This is a genomic window from Winogradskyella jejuensis (assembly GCF_900129745.1).
GTDB classification, from domain to species: domain Bacteria; phylum Bacteroidota; class Bacteroidia; order Flavobacteriales; family Flavobacteriaceae; genus Winogradskyella; species Winogradskyella jejuensis.
This window is the reverse complement of sequence record NZ_FQWS01000002.1, coordinates 1,025,111-1,043,822: the sequence shown is the minus strand read 5'-3', so window position 1 is coordinate 1,043,822 and position 18,712 is coordinate 1,025,111. Positions and strand designations below refer to the sequence as shown.

The 18,712-nt window shown below is 33.1% G+C and carries 20 protein-coding genes; 7 read left to right on the top strand and 13 right to left on the bottom strand.

All coding sequences use genetic code 11. The features are described from left to right. Positions 1-6 precede the first annotated feature (6 nt). The gene (locus BUB95_RS12545) at positions 7-2,058 is read left to right on the top strand and encodes an HD family phosphohydrolase (protein ID WP_073086979.1); all 2,052 of its coding nucleotides are present in this window, start codon (positions 7-9) and stop codon (positions 2,056-2,058) included. 50 nt (positions 2,059-2,108) lie between these two features. Here BUB95_RS12545 and BUB95_RS12540 read toward each other — a convergent pair whose 3' ends face one another. Continuing rightward, complete coding sequence (locus BUB95_RS12540; protein ID WP_073086977.1) at positions 2,109-3,260, bottom strand: TlpA disulfide reductase family protein; 1,152 nt, start codon at positions 3,258-3,260, stop codon at positions 2,109-2,111. A 118-nt stretch (positions 3,261-3,378) separates the two neighbouring features. Here BUB95_RS12540 and mnmE point away from each other — a divergent pair, with 118 nt between their 5' ends. The 3 genes from mnmE (at position 3,379) to BUB95_RS12530 (ending at position 5,460) form a co-directional block, all read left to right on the top strand. Further along, positions 3,379-4,770 (top strand): tRNA uridine-5-carboxymethylaminomethyl(34) synthesis GTPase MnmE, encoded by a 1,392-nt coding sequence (mnmE, locus tag BUB95_RS12535; RefSeq protein ID WP_073086975.1) that lies wholly within the window; start codon positions 3,379-3,381, stop codon positions 4,768-4,770. A gap of 81 nt (positions 4,771-4,851) precedes the next feature. Then, a complete protein-coding gene (locus BUB95_RS14350) occupies positions 4,852-4,998 on the top strand; it encodes a hypothetical protein (RefSeq protein WP_200777209.1) in 147 nt (48 codons plus the stop codon). 123 nt (positions 4,999-5,121) lie between these two features. Next, positions 5,122-5,460: a DUF4870 domain-containing protein gene (locus BUB95_RS12530; RefSeq protein ID WP_073087444.1), complete on the top strand. Its 339-nt coding sequence runs from the start codon at positions 5,122-5,124 to the stop codon at positions 5,458-5,460. Between the two features lie 73 nt (positions 5,461-5,533). Here BUB95_RS12530 and dnaN read toward each other — a convergent pair whose 3' ends face one another. The 6 genes from dnaN to BUB95_RS12500 form a co-directional block, all read right to left on the bottom strand. Next, positions 5,534-6,652: a DNA polymerase III subunit beta gene (gene dnaN, locus BUB95_RS12525; protein WP_073086973.1), complete on the bottom strand. Its 1,119-nt coding sequence runs from the start codon at positions 6,650-6,652 to the stop codon at positions 5,534-5,536. 94 nt (positions 6,653-6,746) lie between these two features. After that, complete coding sequence (gene gldG / locus BUB95_RS12520; RefSeq protein ID WP_073086970.1) at positions 6,747-8,417, bottom strand: gliding motility-associated ABC transporter substrate-binding protein GldG; 1,671 nt, start codon at positions 8,415-8,417, stop codon at positions 6,747-6,749. Beyond that, entirely contained in the window at positions 8,404-8,904 is a 501-nt protein-coding gene (locus BUB95_RS12515; RefSeq protein WP_073086968.1) for a hypothetical protein, read from the bottom strand. Before BUB95_RS12515 ends, gldG begins: the two co-directional genes overlap by 14 nt. Then, positions 8,905-9,627, bottom strand: coding sequence for a gliding motility-associated ABC transporter permease subunit GldF (gene gldF, locus BUB95_RS12510; RefSeq protein WP_073087442.1), 723 nt, complete (start codon positions 9,625-9,627; stop codon positions 8,905-8,907). Positions 9,628-9,711: 84 nt separating this feature from the next. Beyond that, entirely contained in the window at positions 9,712-10,008 is a 297-nt protein-coding gene (locus tag BUB95_RS12505) for a putative quinol monooxygenase (protein WP_073086966.1), read from the bottom strand. 1 nt (position 10,009) lies between these two features. Continuing rightward, positions 10,010-10,846: an SAM hydrolase/SAM-dependent halogenase family protein gene (locus BUB95_RS12500; protein ID WP_073086964.1), complete on the bottom strand. Its 837-nt coding sequence runs from the start codon at positions 10,844-10,846 to the stop codon at positions 10,010-10,012. Positions 10,847-11,079: 233 nt separating this feature from the next. Between BUB95_RS12500 and BUB95_RS12495 the strand changes: the two genes are divergently transcribed. Beyond that, entirely contained in the window at positions 11,080-12,033 is a 954-nt protein-coding gene (locus tag BUB95_RS12495) for a PhoH family protein (protein WP_073086962.1), read from the top strand. Beyond that, positions 12,033-12,989 (top strand): phosphoribosylaminoimidazolesuccinocarboxamide synthase, encoded by a 957-nt coding sequence (locus BUB95_RS12490; protein ID WP_073086960.1) that lies wholly within the window; start codon positions 12,033-12,035, stop codon positions 12,987-12,989. Before BUB95_RS12495 ends, BUB95_RS12490 begins: the two co-directional genes overlap by 1 nt. 18 nt (positions 12,990-13,007) lie before the next feature. On the opposite strand, the gene BUB95_RS12485 is transcribed toward BUB95_RS12490, so the two are convergent. The 3 genes from BUB95_RS12485 to BUB95_RS12475 all read right to left on the bottom strand — a co-directional run bounded on the left by BUB95_RS12485 (position 13,008) and on the right by BUB95_RS12475 (position 14,656). Then, the gene (locus BUB95_RS12485; RefSeq protein ID WP_073086958.1) at positions 13,008-13,970 is read right to left on the bottom strand and encodes a sodium-dependent bicarbonate transport family permease; all 963 of its coding nucleotides are present in this window, start codon (positions 13,968-13,970) and stop codon (positions 13,008-13,010) included. Positions 13,971-14,064: 94 nt separating this feature from the next. After that, positions 14,065-14,376 (bottom strand): hypothetical protein, encoded by a 312-nt coding sequence (locus tag BUB95_RS12480; protein WP_073086956.1) that lies wholly within the window; start codon positions 14,374-14,376, stop codon positions 14,065-14,067. A 19-nt stretch (positions 14,377-14,395) separates the two neighbouring features. Further along, positions 14,396-14,656 carry a hypothetical protein gene (locus BUB95_RS12475; RefSeq protein ID WP_073086954.1) on the bottom strand — a complete coding sequence of 87 codons (261 nt, stop codon included), beginning with the start codon at positions 14,654-14,656 and terminating at the stop codon, positions 14,396-14,398. 84 nt (positions 14,657-14,740) lie between these two features. Here BUB95_RS12475 and BUB95_RS12470 point away from each other — a divergent pair, with 84 nt between their 5' ends. Continuing rightward, complete coding sequence (locus BUB95_RS12470) at positions 14,741-15,667, top strand: LysR family transcriptional regulator (RefSeq protein ID WP_073086952.1); 927 nt, start codon at positions 14,741-14,743, stop codon at positions 15,665-15,667. Here BUB95_RS12470 and BUB95_RS12465 read toward each other — a convergent pair. From BUB95_RS12465 to BUB95_RS12455, 3 genes are all read right to left on the bottom strand, one after another. Beyond that, positions 15,664-16,560: an alpha/beta hydrolase gene (locus BUB95_RS12465; RefSeq protein ID WP_073086950.1), complete on the bottom strand. Its 897-nt coding sequence runs from the start codon at positions 16,558-16,560 to the stop codon at positions 15,664-15,666. The genes BUB95_RS12470 and BUB95_RS12465 overlap by 4 nt on opposite strands. Before the next feature lie 13 nt (positions 16,561-16,573). Further along, the gene (locus BUB95_RS12460) at positions 16,574-17,677 is read right to left on the bottom strand and encodes a heparan-alpha-glucosaminide N-acetyltransferase domain-containing protein (protein ID WP_073086948.1); all 1,104 of its coding nucleotides are present in this window, start codon (positions 17,675-17,677) and stop codon (positions 16,574-16,576) included. Between the two features lie 284 nt (positions 17,678-17,961). Then, positions 17,962-18,660: a CPBP family intramembrane glutamic endopeptidase gene (locus BUB95_RS12455; RefSeq protein WP_073086946.1), complete on the bottom strand. Its 699-nt coding sequence runs from the start codon at positions 18,658-18,660 to the stop codon at positions 17,962-17,964. Positions 18,661-18,712: the final 52 nt, after the last annotated feature.

Genomic DNA, 18,712 nt, shown 5'->3' with positions numbered 1-18,712 from the left:
TTGTATATGAATGAACTCGTAAATAAATGGTATCGAAATCATGCGCTAATCTATAAGTTGCTTCTTTTATTAGGTACAACTTTTTTTATTGTCTACCTATTTCCAAAGACAGGGAAGTTTAGGTACTCTTTCGAAAAAGGAAAACCTTGGCAATCAGAAACTTTATATTCTCCTTTTGATTTTGCTATTAAAAAATCTAATGAACAAATTAATCAAGAAGTTGAGTTAGTTACTGATAAAAGTGAAGTTTATTTTGACATCAATTCTGATATAAAACGAAATATAACGGATAGTTATCTACCTAAATTTAATTCAGTATTTAAAGATTCTGTATCTGGTTTTGAAGACAGAGTATTGCTTTATAGCACTGGACAAAATGCTTTAAAAGACTTATATAAATATGGTATACTAAACTCTGTTTATAATTATGAAGATAGTAAAGATGTTATTCTCGTTGAAAATAATCAAGAAATTGACAAGATTCAATTTGGTGATTTAATTGAACAAAATCAAATAAGACCTTATCTAGAAAAGTTGCTGGAACAGAATAAACTTGAAAAGTATAAAGACGATTTTGTTTCAATGTTTTTTAATCTAATTGAGACAAACGTTAGCTTTAATAAATCTCTTACAGACAGTGCTTTAGAGGAGGCATTAGCTAATGTGTCTCCAACTAGAGGTATAGTTTCTGAAGGCACTTTAATCATTTCTAAAGGTCAAGTCGTAGAAGATAATCAGTTTAATGTACTTAATTCTCTTAAATCCGAGTACGAATCTCAGGTTTGGAGTTCCAAAAGTTATAATTGGGTGATTGTGGCTTACACACTGCTTGTTGCATTGGCACTTTTGATGTTATTATTGTTTTTACGAAAGTATCGCGCAAGTGTTTTTGCAAATAATACTAAAGTCACTTTTATTTTTTTCAATATTTTAGTTATGATTTTGCTCACCACATTGGTGATAAACTATAATTCGCAATACTTGTATGTTGTACCGTTATGTATTCTTCCGCTTGTATTAAAAGCCTTTTTTGATGCCAGATTGGGTTTGTTTGCACATGTACTTACGGTATTATTATTAGGTTTTATAGTTCCTAATAGTTACGAGTATATGTTTCTTCAAATCATAGCGGGAATAGTAACTATACTCACGGTTTCAGAATTATATAAAAGAGCTAATCTTTTTATCTCTGTAGGACAGATTACACTTATATATATCATAGCCTATTTTGCCTTTTTTGTTATTCATGAAGGACAAATATTTACTATAAAATGGAGTACGTTTGGTCTTTTTGTTCTTGGCGGTTTAGCGACTTTATTTGTTCAGCCTCTTATATATATTTATGAAAAATTATTTGGTTTAGTTTCAGATGTGTCTTTATTAGAATTATCAGATACCAATACCGCGTTATTAAAGGAATTGTCTAACAAAGCTCCAGGTACTTTTCATCACTCATTAAATGTTGCAAATTTAGCTGAAGCTTCTGCTAACGAAATTGGAGCTAATGCTATGTTGGCAAGAGTGGGTGCTCTATATCATGATATTGGTAAGATGAAGAATCCTACCTTTTTTACAGAAAACCAGTCTACCGGAATTAACCCGCATGATGAATTATCTGCAACCGAAAGCGCTTCTGTAATCATTAACCATGTTTTAGATGGTATTGAAATAGCCAAAAAAAATAATTTACCTGATCGCGTTATAGATTTTATAAGAACCCATCATGGTACTAGTACGGTTTACTATTTCTACATGAAAGGAAAAGCCAGTAATGAGGATGCAAAAGAAGAAGATTTTAAATACTTAGGACCAAAGCCTTTCAGTAAAGAGACGGCTATATTAATGATGTGCGATAGTGTTGAAGCGGCGTCAAAAAGCTTAAAATCTCCAACAAACACAAAAATTAATGAGTTTGTTGAGAATATAATAAGCAAACAAGTTGAAAGCGGTCAGTTTTTAAATGCTGATATTACATTTAAAGATATTGAAGCCATTAAGAAAGTTCTTAAACTAAAACTTGCAAATATTTATCATTTACGGATTGAATATCCTGAATAAAAAAGGCCAGTTACTTACTGACCTTTGTAATTTTTGAGGTAAAAATTTTATTAATTGAGTAACTCCGCAATTTTCCTTTCTAGTGCAAGGCCTCTGAGATTTTTTGCCACTATTTTTCCTTCACTATCTAATACAAACATTGCAGGTATAGCTTTTATGTTATATAGCTTAGCAATTTCATCAAAATATCTTAGGTTAGATACTTGATGCCAAGTAAGTCTATCGTTTTCAATTGCTTTAATCCAAGCTTCTTTTGGGTTTTGCTGTCCACGACGTCCATCTAGACCAACACCAATAATTTCTAATCCTTTGTCATGGTATTTTTCATAAACCTTTACCACGTTTGGATTTTCTCTTCTACAAGGTCCACACCATGCCGCCCAAAAATCGATAATTGTTATTTTTCCTTTAGAAACGACATCACTTAACGCTAGTGATTTACCATCTGGTGTAGGTGCAGAAAATTCAGGAGCTTTTACACCAATAGCTGTAGCTTTTTCTGCCTCTAATTGGGCTTTGAGAGTTTTTAAACCCTCTTCTATATCAATAGCTTCTTTAGTATTTTTTATTTCTTCTGGTAGTGATTCATAAATTTTAAAAATCTTTTCTAAATCAAAATTTCTATTATTTATCTGGCTTTTTATCAAAGGCAGAACGGCATAGTTGTCTGTATTATTTTCAATAAATTTATAAGGAAAGTTTGTAAATTTATCGTTAAGCTTTTCAAGTACTTTTTTATCAGATTTCATAGTAGCAGAATCCCTAAGAAAAGTAGACTCATCAAGATTTTTAGTAGCTAATAGTAATTTATTTTTCAAATCAGCTAATTTTTCATTATATTCAGTGTATATATTATTACTTATCGATCCAGATAGTATTGTATTAGTAAGTATTTTATTATCGACACTTAAAAGCAAATCACCATTTTCAATCATCAGAGGAACACGTCCATTTACACCATTAACAGTTAAATAAAAAAGAGAAGGATAGTCCACAGAGCCGTCAAGAACAAATTTTTCATTCATAACAATAGCAGTATCAACAGCAGTAAGCCTACCTCGATCATCCATTTTGTTTAGATATACTCTTATACCATTGTACAAACCTTCACCCGTTCCATTTATAACATAATCTGTTCTGGGTTCATTTTTGCAACCCAAAAGAAATAATCCTAAAAAAATAATACAAAACAAGTTTCTCATGTTATTTAATTTTAAAACTAGACAAATATAAAAAGTTAGTGCATAGTTGTTATATCTATTGATGTAAATTATATCTTAAAATATGCAAAAGTCTTACTTTTGTTCAAAAGTATTGAGAATGATTAATAATGATACAATTGTTGCATTAGCCACAGCTTCCGGTAGTGGTGCTATTGCTGTAATTAGACTTTCAGGTAAAGATGCAATATCCATTGCTGATAAGCATTTTAAATCTGTAAAATCGTCTAAATCTTTATTTAATCAAAAGTCTCATACCATACATTTGGGTCATATTATTGATGATAATCGTTTTATTGACGAGGCTTTAGTATCTATATTCAAGAATCCTAACTCTTATACTGGAGAAAATGTTGTTGAAATTTCATGTCACGGTTCTACTTTTATTCAGCAAGAAATTATACAATTGTTCTTACGAAATGGTTGTCGTATGGCAGACGCAGGAGAGTTTACGCTTCGCGCATTTTTAAATGGTAAGTTAGATTTAAGTCAGGCCGAAGCTGTGGCTGATTTAATAGCTAGTGATAATGCTGCATCACACCAAATTGCAATGCAACAAATGCGAGGTGGGTTTTCTAGTGAAATTGCAAAACTTCGTGAGGAACTTATGAATTTTGCCAGTTTAATAGAACTTGAACTCGATTTCTCAGAAGAAGATGTAGAGTTTGCAGATAGAACTCAATTTAAAGCGCTTATAGATAGAATTTCATATGTATTAAAACGTCTTATTGATTCTTTTGCTGTTGGTAACGTGATTAAAAATGGAATTCCTGTGGCTATTGTTGGCGAACCAAATGTTGGTAAATCCACTTTACTCAATGCACTTTTAAATGAAGAACGCGCTATAGTTAGCGATATAGCAGGAACAACAAGAGATACCATCGAAGACGAAATTTCTATTGGTGGTATAGGCTTTAGATTTATAGATACTGCAGGTATACGAGAAACAGAGGATGTTGTTGAAAGTATTGGCATAAAAAAAACCTTTGAAAAAATGGAGCAGGCTCAAGTGGTTGTTCTGTTATTTTCTGCCGAAGAGTTTAAAACTAAATGCCAACGCTTGAAGATAGAAATCGAAAAAATTAAAAATCGTTTTCCTCAAAAGCCATTGATAATTATTGCTAATAAGATAGATAAGCTTAGTAAAGACGAACTAGAGAAGTTGCAATCTCAATTTGAAAACCTTCATTTGCTTTCTGCCAAAATAGGAATAGGAGTTGAAGCTCTTAAAGAAAAACTTATAGGATTTGTAAATACAGGCGCGCTTCGCAATAATGAGACAATAGTCACTAACACACGTCATTACGACTCACTTCTAAAGGCTTTTGAAGAAATATCTAAAGTAAAGTCAGGACTAGAAATGGGACTTTCTGGAGACTTGATGGCTATAGATATACGTCAAGCATTATTTCATTTTGGTGAAATCACTGGTGAGATTACTACAGATGATTTGTTAGGCAATATATTTGCTAATTTCTGTATCGGGAAGTAAATCAACTTTTCCAAATGACTTTTATCATATTTAGTTTTAAGGTTTTAGTATAGTTTTACTTAAATACTAAAATTTTGCATCATGATTAAATTACTAACTACGCTATTATATGACTGGACTAACGGGGTTATAATGATAAGTGTTTTTGCGCTTGTAGTCTTTATACTTGTAGGTGTATTGATTAATTTTATGGCTAGCGGAAAAAAGGATAAGGCATCAGATAATTAATAATCACTCTTATTATTAGATTGCAAAGGGCACATTTCTGTGCTCTTTTTTGTAACATTTTCATATTGGTGACGTCATATAATAAAATTGTCAATCATGGAATCAAATTATTACGAAGTATCAATGCGAAGAGACAATCAATTATTGGTTGTGACGCATCTATGTCAGTTATTAACTTGTATAACTGGTTTTGGAGGGCTCATAGTACCATTAATCTTATGGGCCACACAGAAAGATAGAGTTGAAGGTATGGACGCTCATGGTAAAGCTATCATCAACTTTCAGCTAAGCATAATAATCTACAGTATTTTAAGTATACCACTTATCTTATTATTCGGACTCGGAATTTTATTACTTATTGGTATTGGTTTATTATCAATTATTCTACCAATAATAAATGCTATAAAGGCTAGTAATGGTGAATTACCTAGCTATCCATTATCTCTTAATTTTGTTAGTTAGTTATTTTATAAAGAGGTAATCAAAAAAGGCTCACCAATCGGTGAGCCTTTCTTAGTTTTATAATATTTTACGTTTAGTTGTTTAGCATTACAGGCATAACGAGCATCGTGACTTGTTCACCTTCATCTAAACCGTCGGTAGGTGTTAAAATACCTGCTCTGTTAGGTAAGCTCATTTCTAGCTGAACATTATCTGCATTAAGATTATTAATCATCTCGGTTAAGAAACGAGAATTGAAGCCAATTTGCATATCGTCACCTTGGTAATCACAGCTTAAACGCTCTTCAGCTTTGTTGCTGTAATCAATATCTTCAGCAGAGATATTTAATTCTGCTCCAGCAATTTTTAAACGAATTTGATGTGTTGTTTTATTTGAAAATATACTAACGCGTCTTACAGAGTTTAAAAACTGTGTACGGTCAATAACTAATTTATTAGGATTTTCCTTCGGAATTACCGCTTCATAATTAGGATATTTTCCGTCAATTAAACGGCAAACCAATTCAGAATTATTGAATGTGAATTTTGCGTTTGAATCATTATATTCGATTGTCACTGCTTCTTCGCTTCCTGCTAAAATTCCTTTAAGAAGATTTAAAGGTTTTTTTGGCATAATAAATTCTGCAACAGCATCAGCTGAAACATCTTCACGTGTATATTTTACCAATTTGTGAGCATCTGTAGCTACGAATGTTAAGTTATCCTGAGAAAACTGAAAGAAGACACCACTCATAACAGGACGTAAATCATCGTTCCCTGCAGCAAATATGGTTTTACTGATTGCTGTAGCTAAGATATCACCTTCAATAGTTGTCGTACTTGGGTTGTCTAATGCTACTGCTTTAGGAAACTCAGCACCATTGGCATAAGCCAATGCATACTTACCATGGTTTGAGCTAATCTCTACAGTGTTATTTTCTTCAACAACAAATGTTAAAGGTTGCTCTGGGAACGTCTTTAGCGTATCTAATAACAACCTTGCAGGTAAAGCAATACTTCCTTCAGAATCACTTTCAACATCAATAGTTGATGTCATTGTAGTTTCTAAATCACTTGCTGAAACAGTTAAGTTAGATTGCTTTAATTCAAATAGAAAATTATCTAGAATAGGTAAGGTATTGCTACTGTTAATAACACCTCCTAATACTTGAAGTTGCTTTAATAAATATGTACTTGATACTATAAATTTCATAATAGTTATTGCGAATTTTAACGACTTTTTACATCATTACAAATATATCTTAATGCCTTGTTTTAAGAAAACAAACTTATTAACAAAAATTCAGTTACTTTTTTGTGTATTTACGCTTTCTAAAGAAATTAAATATAAACCCAAAAATCCCCAAAAGTCCTAGTGGCAAAGCTATATTAACAAATTGCCAAAATCCTTTTTTTGTTTCAATTTTTTCAGAATCTAAAAATGCTATTTCTACAGATTTAGCTCTTATGTTTATAAGTCCGGTGTCGTCTAAGAGGTAGTTAACGGCATTGAGCAAAAATTCTTTATTTCCAAATGTTCTTCCAGTGATGCGTTCAAAACCTAATTGCATTGGTCGGTTTCTAGATACTTCGTTTTTTATAACATCACCATCAGAAATAACAATCATCTTTGTTGGTTCACTTTCTGCTTTAAAGTCATTTATTTCAAAAGGTAAAATCCTATTCTTGTAAACCGAATTAAATTCGCCTTCTAACAATACAGCTAAATTCTGTTTTCCTTGATTATAATTCTCTTCATCAGGCTGCTGAGTTACACTAGAGAGTGAAATGTTTTTTAAAGGACCTTCTAATTTTGTACGTTCTGAACTTTGTAATAAAACAGTCTTTTTTATACTGTTCTTTAAAGTGTCTATTTGACTTGCAAAATCAAATTTCACTAAGTCAATATTATCACTAATGGGATGTTTTAAATCTGATGTTGCCAAAGGCGAATATTGCCATTGCACAGGTTGAAACTGTGTGTTATTCCCTTTGCCAATAGCCAAAGGGATAGGAGCAGAGTACAAGTCTTTCACTAGGTTTTGATTGATGCGCACCCCATATTGAAAGAAAAAATCTGTTAGGTTAAGTTCTTTACCTATACTTACCGAAGTTCCTGATTCATTGTACAGGCTATCTCTATCCATGCTTACAGCCTCAGTGAGCCAAATGCTTTTTCCTCCAGACATGGTATATTGGTCTAGAACTAATTTTTCGTTTTCTGAAAAGACTTCATTGGGTTTGGCTGAAATGATTAAATCGTATTTTTTTAAGTCACTTAGAGTTTTCTTTGGGTTTGAAGCAACAGAATCGAGTGTAAACTGCGCTAAATTATAATACGGTTTTACCGTTTGAAGAAAATCTGCAATGTAGATATCTGATAACTGTCCATTACCCTTTAAAATAGCAATAGTCTTTGTTTTTTCTTTTGATAATTGTTTAAAAGCATCAGCGAAATTATATTCTAATTGCTGTACAGAATTAGCCACTTGCGTTTGCAAATCTTCTGTAATACTCTTTTTAAAGAGCGGAATTTTTACAGTACGTTCTTTATAGCTCGCAAATCCCCAAGGAAACAAAAGTTCCTGAGTTAATTTACCACTTACTTTTTTGCTATTCACGTATGGTTCCAATCCACTTCTAGTCAGCTCGCTTATAACCCGTTCACGATTATCTTCATCTTCAAGTGGGTCTATGTAGTTAACCTTTACAAGAGGATTCAAGGTTTGGAATTCTTCAATGAGCTGCTTTGTTTCTGTTTGAAGTAATTTAAATTCCGAAGGCAAATCACCTTCGAGAAATATGTCTATGATTAATGGAGAATCTGCAGAATATACAAGGTCTTTTGTAGTTTCAGATAACGTATATCGACCATCTTTAGTAAGGTCAAACCGCTTATAAACGTAATTAGCCAGAACATTAACTAGAATGACTATCGCTAGGACAGAAAGTATATATGTAAGTTTATTCTTTTTCAACGTCGTCAAAAGTTATGGGTTCTGTATATGCTTTTAATGTAGAGACTTTGTTGTTTGTAAATGTAATTTCTACATTGCTTTTTTCATCTGTAAACGCACCAGGTTCAATACCTAAACCATAGTTCCATTTATTGGGGTCATGTGCTTTTTTAGCATCATCCCAAGTTAGCCACTCTGCTTTTCCTAGAAGCGCTTCTATTTCAGATTTGGTCTTTCCTTTTAAGGTGTCGGTTTCAATAGTGGAGTCAATCATTTCATATCGTAACGCTGGTTTTTCTAACCAAGCTTCAGAATCAAAATATTTTTGATGATGGTAATTACTCACAATATTTATAAAGGGATATAGCATGTAGAAATACACAAATGGTGTTAAAACCAGACTTATAATACCTGTGAGCCATTTGCGCTCGTCTACTGTTTTCAAAAACAGAAATAGAAGTATGAATACGACAACTAATAGAATTACTAATATGGGTGTAATAATCATTTAGCTTTGCTTTATATTTAATTTAGTTAACAAAATAAATAGTCCTGCAATACTTAGAAAGTAAACCAAATCTCTAGTATCTATAACACCACGGCTCATACTTTTGTAATGAGATGACATGCCAAGAGATTCTAGATTAAAACCAGAACCAAATAAGTTATAACTCGCAATACCGTCGAATCCAAAATAAAACAGGAAACAGATAAAAATGGCTATGATAAACGATACAATTTGATTGTCCGTTAAGCTTGAGGCAAACACACCAATAGCGGTATAGGCTGCCACTAAAAACAATAGTCCAAAATATGAGCCAATAGTACTGCCCATATCTAGATTGCCTTCAGGATTTCCTAATTTATATATGGTAAATACATAAAGCAAAGTTGGTATTAATGCGATGACGATTAATAAAAAAGCGCCTAAGTACTTTCCCAATACTATTTGAAGATGTGATATTGGTTTTGTCACTAAAAGTTCTAATGTGCCTTGTTTTTTTTCATCACTAAAACTTCGCATGGTTACTGCGGGAACTAAGAAAATTAAAATCCATGGCGCTAATAAAAAGAACGAAGATAAATCTGCATAACCATTATCTAACACATTAAACTCTCCTGTAAATACCCAAAGGAATAATCCATTAAGCACCAAAAAGACAGCAATCACCAAGTATCCTATTGGCGAGGCGAAGAAGGTGTTTATTTCTTTTTTTAGAATGGCAATCATATTAAATTCAGTATTCAGTCTATTTTTTGGTGTCGTCATTCTGAACTTATTTCAGAATCACAAAATATTATTATCACTAAAATCTTACTCCAACGAAGCTACTTTCTCTACACTCCAGGCTTCTGGCTTTGCATTAAATAGAGGTTTAGTTTTTGACCAAACGCCTTTAAACAAATCAGAATGTCTATAAGTATTCAAATCTGCTTCAGATGTCCAATAGCTATACGTAAAAAAGATGTTTGTATTGTTTTGGACTCTATACAATTCTAAAAAATTACAACCATCAAACGCACGAATCTTAGTTTTATTCGCTTCAAAATTAGATAAAAATTCATCTACTTTTTCTGGTTGAAAACTCATTTTTACAATTCGTATTAACATCTTAAATCTTATCAAAAGTTACAGTTACTGTGTCCATTTCTTTTAATCCCATAAGCGTCGATGCACTTCCAACAGTGCTACAATTACTTTTATATACGGCTATTTCTAGATAGTTGGAAGCGTTAAAAACTACCAAAGCCTTACCCTCGTCATTTCGTTTTTCTTCTGGTATTTCAAAATTTATAATATCTCCGTAGCGGTCATACACTTTTTTAAACTTATAGTTCCTAGCTGCGATTTCATAATTTCTTGTTTTCTGAATATTCTCAAAGAATTTCCGCTTAATATTGGTAATCACATTCCCATAATTATCAATGTATATTACGGTGCCTATAATCTGAGTTTTTTCGTCATTAACAAAGGGGACCAAATACTTAATTGGTTTTATATTGTTAATAACTTTTCCTATGACCTCTAGCGTTCCTCCACGGGCAATATGGCAAGCCACTTTTACAAACACATCAAGTACAGGGAAGCTTGTTTGTATTTTATCGTGGATATTGATTTCTACAATTTTCTCTGGTGCTATATCTTGACATATCATACTCATAATACCGTTGTTTGCACAGATAAAATAGTGGTCGTCTAGTTTTACGGCAATATGCTTGTTCTCTGGGCTTAGCTCAGAGTCTATACCAATAATATGTATGGTTCCTTCAGGAAAACTACTGTACGCATTTTGTATCGTGTATGCGGCTTCCATAATGTTAAAAGGCGAAATAGAATGCGAAACATCAACAATTCTAACATCCGAAAGTTCACTATAAATAGCCCCTTTAACCGCACCAGCGAAATGGTCTTTTTCTCCAAAATCAGTAGTTAAAGTTATAATTGGCATTAGCGGATTGTTAATATTTTTTTAACCAATCGAGGGATTAAATTATTAGATTTGTTGAAGCACAAAAGTACACGAATTTTTTAATTCAAAGATTCGTTTTTCTGAATGAAAAAATTACGTGAACTAACGTAGTGGTTACCGAAGTAAAGCTAAATTTTGTATATAAAATTTGAGCTTCTACAGAGGAAAGCTAATAAAACTGAACTGATATATTCACTAAATCCAAGTTGCTTTTGAACGAACTTATCCTTGAACTTGAAGAAATTTCTCCAAAAGAATTTTTTGGTGCTCAAAACGCCAATATAGCCCTACTAAAAAAATATTTCCCTAAACTAAAAATTGTAGCCAGAGGCAATAAGATTAAAGCTTATGGTGATGAAGAACTCCTTGAAGAGTTTGACCGTCGTATGACGATGCTTATGACGCATTTTGGTAAATACAATAAGCTTGATGAAAATGTAATTGAGCGTGTATTAACAAGTCAAACCAGTGATGACTATAGCACTTCTGAAAACAGTGGCGAAGTTATAGTCCACGGCGTAGGTGGAAAATTAATCAAAGCACAAACGGCTAATCAACGTAAGTTGGTTGAGAGCATGCGTAAGAACGATATGGTTTTTGCTATCGGACCAGCAGGTACCGGAAAAACATATACAGGCGTGGCTTTGGCAGTAGAGGCCTTAAAGAACAAACAAGTTAAACGTATTATTTTAACGCGTCCAGCTGTTGAAGCAGGAGAGAACTTAGGTTTTTTACCTGGAGATTTAAAAGAAAAGCTAGATCCATACATGCAACCGCTTTATGACGCTTTAAGAGATATGATACCTGCAGAAAAGCTAGCAAATTATATCGAGAAAGGCGTTGTGCAAATAGCGCCATTGGCTTTTATGCGTGGTCGTACACTTGATAATGCTTTTGTAATATTAGATGAAGGTCAGAATACGACGCATAACCAAATGAAGATGTTTTTAACTCGTATGGGTAAAAACGCCAAGTTTTTGTTAACGGGCGACCCAGGTCAAGTTGATTTACCGCGTCGCACAATTTCTGGATTAAAAGAGGCGCTTTTAGTCCTTAAGAATGTAGATGGTATCGGTATGATTTATTTGGATGATAAAGATGTTATCCGTCATAAACTGGTTAAGAAAGTTATTGCAGCGTATAAAGAAATTGAAAATAGAGATTAATGAGTAATACCATCATAGACACCAACTTCAACTTTCCAAATCAGAAAAGTGTTTACAAAGGAAAAGTTAGAGAAGTTTATAATATCAACGACGACCAATTGATTATGATTGCTACAGATAGGCTTTCTGCTTTTGATGTGGTTATGTCCAAAGGAATACCATACAAAGGACAAATTTTAAATCAGATTGCCACACAAATGATGAAGGCTACTGAAGATTTAGTGCCTAATTGGCTAGTCGCAACACCAGACCCAAACGTTGCTGTTGGGCATCTGTGTGAGCCTTTTAAAGTAGAAATGGTGATTCGAGGTTACATGTCGGGTCATGCAGCGCGAGAGTATAAACTGGGTAAGCGTATGCTTTGTGGTGTGCCAATGCCAGATGGTATGCAAGAGAATGATAAGTTCCCAGAACCAATAATAACTCCGGCCACTAAAGCCGAAATGGGTGACCATGATGAAGACATTTCAAGAGAAGATATTCTTAAACGAGGTATTGTCTCTGAAGAAGATTATGTAGTTCTCGAAGATTACACACGAAAGTTGTTTCAGCGCGGAACAGAAATTGCTGCTAAGCGTGGTTTAATTTTGGTGGATACCAAGTACGAATTCGGGAAAACAAAAGATGGGAAGATTGTTCTTATTGATGAAATCCACACGCCAGACTCATCCCGTTATTTCTATGCCGATGGTTATGAAGAACGTCAAAGCAGAGGAGAGGCTCAAAAACAATTGTCTAAAGAGTTTGTACGTCAGTGGTTGATATCAAATAATTTTCAAGGATTAGAAGGACAAACAGTTCCATTTATGTCAGATGAATATATAGAAACCGTTAGTGAACGTTATATTGAGCTTTACGAAAATATTACTGGTGAACCATTTGTAAAAGCAGATGTCTCCAACATTCAGCAACGTATAGAAAATAACGTACTAAAGTATTTAGAGACATCTAAGTAAAAAACAAACAATATCTTATTAAAAACAGTTGATGACGCCCAAATAGAGCGGTAATCCAAGCGTTATATTAAACGGAAACGTAATAGCCAAAGCCATTGGCAAATACAAACTTGGGTTTGCTTTAGGAGCCGCTAAGCGCATCGCTGCTGGTACGGCGATATAGGACGCACTTGCCGCAAGTATAGAGAACAATAATCGATTTCCTACACTATCGGTAATCCAGCCACTAACTACAGCGACCGTAACACCATTTATAATTGGAATAATTATAGCAAATAGAAATGCAAACCATCCTTTTTTTAAGAAAGTTCCCAATTTTTTCCCACTAGTAATTCCCATATCTAATAGAAAAACCATTAAAAAGCCTTTAAAAATATCTGTTGTGAAAGGCTTAATACCGTCAGCTTGTGCATCACTTGTAAGCATTCCAATAATAAGACTGCCTAAAATTAAAAGCACACTACCATTAGTAAAAGAATGTTTCACTAGTTTAGGAATGGAAATATCTGTTTTATTCGTTTTATCGTAAATTGAAATAAGTAAAACACCTACAATAATCGATGGCGCTTCCATTAATGCCATAATGGCTACCATGTGTCCACTAAACGGAATATTTGCTATTTCTAAAAAAGAGACTGCTGTTACAAAGGTTACTGCACTAATAGAACCATAGGTTGCAGCAATTGCCCCAGAATTTACCACATTAAATTTTCGTCTTAGAATAAAATAGGTGTAAAAGGGAACAATGATCGCTAATAGTATTCCCAATAATAATGATAGAATAATTTCAGTATTTAGTGTGCTATGCGCTAACTCATGTCCACCTTTAAAACCAATAGATAATAAAAGATATAGTGAGATAAATTTTGAAGAATTTTCTGGGAGCGCTAAATCACTTTTTACTTGTACGGCAATAATACCTAAAAAGAAAAATAAAAGCGCAGGGTTAGTAAGATTATCAAAGAGTAAATGTAAATCCATTAAATAATCGTTTAGTAGTTCAAGTCTAAAGACTTGTTTTTTAAAGTGTTAGTCTGAAAAAATCCCGCTGGTTAAGCGGGATTGAAGTGGTTTGTTATTTTTTTACAAATCGTATCTCTAGAACACCATCTATAAAGACGTCGTAGCCTTCTTTTCGTGCTTTGTCAATGTATGATTTAGCTATAAGCTTTTCGTTTTCTAATTCAGCAATACGCTTATTGGCATAACGCGTATCGGAGTTTTCATCACCTTCGCAAAGTCTTAAACGTTGTAGTTTATGGAAATTTATTTTTTCGTTAATAAGCTCGTTAATAACAAATGATGCTTCAGAACAAGTAAATTCTCCTTCTACAAGTTGTACTTCTTGTTTAGTACTCACTAATGGTTTTTCAGAAATTTTAGACATAATATTTAGTTTCAATTAATTAAAGTTGTTTTGTAGGCCCACTCATTTTTATTAAGAGTATACATGAAATGATAAACAATGAAATTCCTAGATGGTCAAAAATTACACCTTGGCCTGAAGAGAAAATCGTTATTGAGCCCATTATTAGTAAAAAAAGAAATGCAGCATATATCGCACCGCGCTTTTCTCTAATAGCTATAGATTCTTGTTTTTTAGATTTTACATCAGACATTATACGTTCTGACTCTTTAGTTTGCTTAGGTATGTAATTGCTGTTCATAGTTTTTTATTTACGGTGCAAAATTGAAATAAATAATTCATATATTTTTATATATATTTGTTATAATATGTATAAGCAAAACTTATGAATTACACATTACATCAACTTCAAATATTCTTGAAAGTCGCTAAACTAAAGAGTATTACTAAAGCTTCTGAAGAGTTATTTTTGAGCCAACCTGCAGTATCTATGCAGTTAAAAAAATTTCAAGATCAGTTTTCAATTCCCTTAACAGAAGTGGTTGGTCGACAACTCTATGTCACCGATTTTGGTAATGAAATAGTAGAAGCTGCCGAAAAAATATTGAATGAAGTAGAAGCCATTAATTACAAAACCTTATCACGCCAAGGTCAATTAGCAGGAAAGCTAAAAATTGCTATCGTTTCTACGGCAAAATACGCAATGCCTTATTTTCTCACGGGATTTTTACAGAAACATCAAGGTGTTGACTTAGAAATGGATGTTACCAACAAAGCAGGTGTTATAAAAAGCTTAGAGAATAATGAAGTTGATTTTGCCATGGTGTCTGTTTTACCAGAGCATTTGAGTCTTAATCAAGTAGAATTAATGACAAATAAGCTATTTTTAGTTGGTAGTGCGCATACAGATACTCGAGATAAACGTATTACTAGGACCATTTTTGAAAAATACCCTTTGCTTTATCGAGAAAAAGGTTCTGCAACACGTTCTGCAATGGAAACCTTTCTTACTAAGCTCAGTGTTCCTAACAAGAAAAAAATGGAGCTTACTTCTAACGAAGCACTAAAACAAGCGCTTATTGCAGGTTTAGGAATTTCTATAATGCCACTAATTGGCTTGAAGAATGAATTAAAGGATGAAGAGTTGCATATAATTCCGTATAAAGGTTTGCCCATTAAAACCAATTGGAATCTAATCTGGTTAAAATCTAAAAATTTATCGCCTGTAGCCTCGGCATATCTCAGCTATGTAGAAACAGAAAAAGCGAGAATAATTCACGATACCTTCAATTGGTATGAGGCCTATAACTAAAATCCAATGGTACGTTCGGTCTGTCGCTTGGCGTTATTGAGCACATCATTGTAAAGAAAGTCAGTCACTTCCATAATACAACGGCTCATTGGTATACCAGACCAGCTATGCGTTCCTCCGTTTATAGAAAAAAGGTAATAAGACTTTCCTAAGCCTTTTAATCGGTCAGCGATAGCACGACTTCCATATAACAGCATATAACCTTTAGAATTTGGACTACAATAGTGATGCGCTGCAATATGATAGGGCACCAAATTATCGTTAGTGCCATGAAATAATTGTGTTGGTATAGCTTTATCCGCATCAATGTGTTCAAGCGTTGTAATGGCACCAGCTAAACCGATTACGCCAGCAAGTTTAAACTTTTTGGGTAATATTTTGTTTTCATAGACATAAGCTAGATGTAAAACGGCTTCAGCACCAGCACTCGTTCCGGAAATTACCACTCTATCTTTGTCAATATTAAAGATGTCATCATTCTTTAAAATGAATTTTATGGCTAGGCTTATGTCTTCGGCAGCAGTATCAAAAGCTATAATTTTTTCTTTGGTTTTAGTATCGCAGCCAAAGCCTAATTTTTTCATGATGAGTTGGTAGGAAATTGAAGCAACAGCATAACCTTTCTCCGCCATTTTTGTAGCAAATTGTACAGTATTGCTATCGTCACGTACACCACCAGAAAAACCACCACCATGCACGTAGAGTAGAAGCGGCAACTCTTTATCTACATCTACAGGCTTGTAAAAGTCTAGTTGAAGACTATCCTTTTTACTGAGTTTTAGGTAAGTATGGGTAGAGGTTTCAACCGTGTAAAGCGAATCTAAAAATTCAGTTTGGGAATATGCTGATAGAAAATTTAAAAAAACTATGAGAAGAGTAATTGTGTATTTCATTGTTTATATGTCGTTAACTACGCTTAAGTCCTTTCACCTTAAAAAATAAAGTTCGCAATTTTCCATAGATATAGGCATTTGTTTGTACATAATAGAACGAAATAAAGCAAACTATCGTTAAGAAAAGTGCTGCACCAATAACAGCTTGCCATGGTGATAATGTTTTTCCTATGAGTTGACTTAGCCCGATACCTGTAAAACTACCGTAAATAATAATGAAATGAATCACATATATGGATAAGGTTTTTTGTCCAATTTTCAGTAATAAAGGAGGTTTTAAATAACGCTCTAAACCATAAAAAATCGCAAAATAGATAAATACGTTTCCTAATCTTGAAAACAAATAATTATAGTTTGCAGAATCTAAAAACAATTGAATATCGGTCCATTTGTTTAAATAAAACAATGCATGAGACGACCATTCTATTAAAAAATAACCCACAATAAAAAATACTGAAAGTGTAACGGGCTTAAAATTTGGTTTTTCTAGATGCCTGTAAAATGCTGTAGCGATGTAAGCCCCAAATGCCATATAGCCAAACCATGGAATAATAGTAAATACTGACCCATTAGTTTTAGTTATGTAATTAGCTAATATTAAGGGCACATTTTCTAAAGAGAGATTTCTGTAAAGCGGTTCTGTAACAAATATAATAAACCCAATCGCTAAAGTTACCATAGAAAATAAGGTTGTATTTTTAAAACAAAGAAAGTATAAGCCTACAATACACATTAGGGATAAACCTATAATTTGCAAGACGTCCACAACAAGAAAGTAGGTGTTAAAATGACCCGTAAACCAACTCAGGAAAGGCGCTCTCAACAAATATCCAATACCAATAAGCATAATGCCTCGATTAAGACCTTTACGCATGCGATATTTTTCGGTATCTTTTTCTTTGGCTTTGAGTAATAGATAAGTAAATATTAACCCAGAAATTGTAAAAAATGTCGGCGCTGTAATTCCTCTAAAGTAAGACCATATTCTATAGGCTACATGAGACATATCTCGATGCTCAGGAGCTAGCAAGGTATCTATAAAATGTCCTTGTAGCATCATTAAAATAGCAAATGCACGTACGGCATCAATAAAGTAGAGACGTTGGTTAGTACTCAATGGTGTTTACGTTGATAACGTAAATATAATATTTAAGGAATTAATAGGTTTTTTTATATGACGCTTATCGTGTTTGTTAATAATTTAGTTGCTGAGTTAGAGTATTTCTATAATTAGCTTTTGCTGAATCAGCTGACTGAAAGAATACAAGCAAAAAACAGCGTTAACTAGAGCGAGGCTATTGCAATCTAAGTCAAGATTTTAGTAACTAATCAAGGCAAAGATTTTTCTTAGGCATAAGCATCTTTACAATTAATTATACGCCTTTTAAGTTTACAATCTTTTTAGTAAATTTTTCCAACCATAGACATAATGTTAAGTATGCAATGAGCAATAACCAAAGGCCATAAATTTCTCCCAAATTTTACATATGCTATTCCCATCACTAAACCTATAATTCCAACTGTAATTGACCTTTCTGAAATGTCATATGAATGTCTAAACCCAAAAATCATTGCTTGTAAAAGAACGGCAATAGAAGTAGCAAACGAAGTTTTAGAAAACACGCGTTCAAACCAATTAATTAAAAAGCCTCTGTCCAATAGTTCTTCTAATGCTGATTGAATTAATATAAATGGAATAATTGTAAAAAAATGAATCCAATTTCCTTTTAAATCTCCAAATTTAGAAATTGCATCTTGTGACGAAGTATCTGGTGATAAATTGAAAGGAAGTAAATTTTGAATTAGCTGAAAAACTATAATTAATATGGGGATAGCTATTAATATTCCGATAGTTGTCAATAGTGTTTTTAATAGATTTTCTGGTTTTCGTAATCCTATATCTTTCCACGTAATATTTCGAGCTTTCATTCTCCATATGGCAATTATTAAAGTTGATAATGACCACATTAATCCATTTGCAATAAAAGGCAGTTGAGAAAAGTAAAACTCCCTTATCAAAAACATTACTGAGAGGTAAAGTATAATATCAAAAACAAATCCTTTATAATTGATTTGTTTAGAGGCTAGTTCTGTATTCATTTCTTAAGCTTATTCTATAATAGGACGATAAGAAGTTATATGAAGTTACATC

Coding starts and splice junctions, on each gene's coding strand:
- BUB95_RS12480 (WP_073086956.1), bottom strand. CDS start 14,376: ATGTCTAAAATTTCTGAAAAACCATTAGTGAGTACTAAACAAGAAGTA.
- BUB95_RS12475 (WP_073086954.1), bottom strand. CDS start 14,656: ATGAACAGCAATTACATACCTAAGCAAACTAAAGAGTCAGAACGTATA.
- dnaN (WP_073086973.1), bottom strand. CDS start 6,652: ATGAAATTTATAGTATCAAGTACATATTTATTAAAGCAACTTCAAGTA.
- BUB95_RS12455 (WP_073086946.1), bottom strand. CDS start 18,660: ATGAATACAGAACTAGCCTCTAAACAAATCAATTATAAAGGATTTGTT.
- BUB95_RS12465 (WP_073086950.1), bottom strand. CDS start 16,560: ATGAAATACACAATTACTCTTCTCATAGTTTTTTTAAATTTTCTATCA.
- mnmE (WP_073086975.1), top strand. CDS start 3,379: ATGATTAATAATGATACAATTGTTGCATTAGCCACAGCTTCCGGTAGT.
- BUB95_RS12490 (WP_073086960.1), top strand. CDS start 12,033: ATGAGTAATACCATCATAGACACCAACTTCAACTTTCCAAATCAGAAA.
- BUB95_RS12500 (WP_073086964.1), bottom strand. CDS start 10,846: ATGCCAATTATAACTTTAACTACTGATTTTGGAGAAAAAGACCATTTC.
- BUB95_RS12545 (WP_073086979.1), top strand. CDS start 7: ATGAATGAACTCGTAAATAAATGGTATCGAAATCATGCGCTAATCTAT.
- BUB95_RS12515 (WP_073086968.1), bottom strand. CDS start 8,904: ATGATTATTACACCCATATTAGTAATTCTATTAGTTGTCGTATTCATA.
- BUB95_RS12470 (WP_073086952.1), top strand. CDS start 14,741: ATGAATTACACATTACATCAACTTCAAATATTCTTGAAAGTCGCTAAA.
- gldF (WP_073087442.1), bottom strand. CDS start 9,627: ATGATTGCCATTCTAAAAAAAGAAATAAACACCTTCTTCGCCTCGCCA.
- BUB95_RS12540 (WP_073086977.1), bottom strand. CDS start 3,260: ATGAGAAACTTGTTTTGTATTATTTTTTTAGGATTATTTCTTTTGGGT.
- BUB95_RS12530 (WP_073087444.1), top strand. CDS start 5,122: ATGCGAAGAGACAATCAATTATTGGTTGTGACGCATCTATGTCAGTTA.
- BUB95_RS12485 (WP_073086958.1), bottom strand. CDS start 13,970: ATGGATTTACATTTACTCTTTGATAATCTTACTAACCCTGCGCTTTTA.
- BUB95_RS12505 (WP_073086966.1), bottom strand. CDS start 10,008: ATGTTAATACGAATTGTAAAAATGAGTTTTCAACCAGAAAAAGTAGAT.
- BUB95_RS14350 (WP_200777209.1), top strand. CDS start 4,852: ATGATTAAATTACTAACTACGCTATTATATGACTGGACTAACGGGGTT.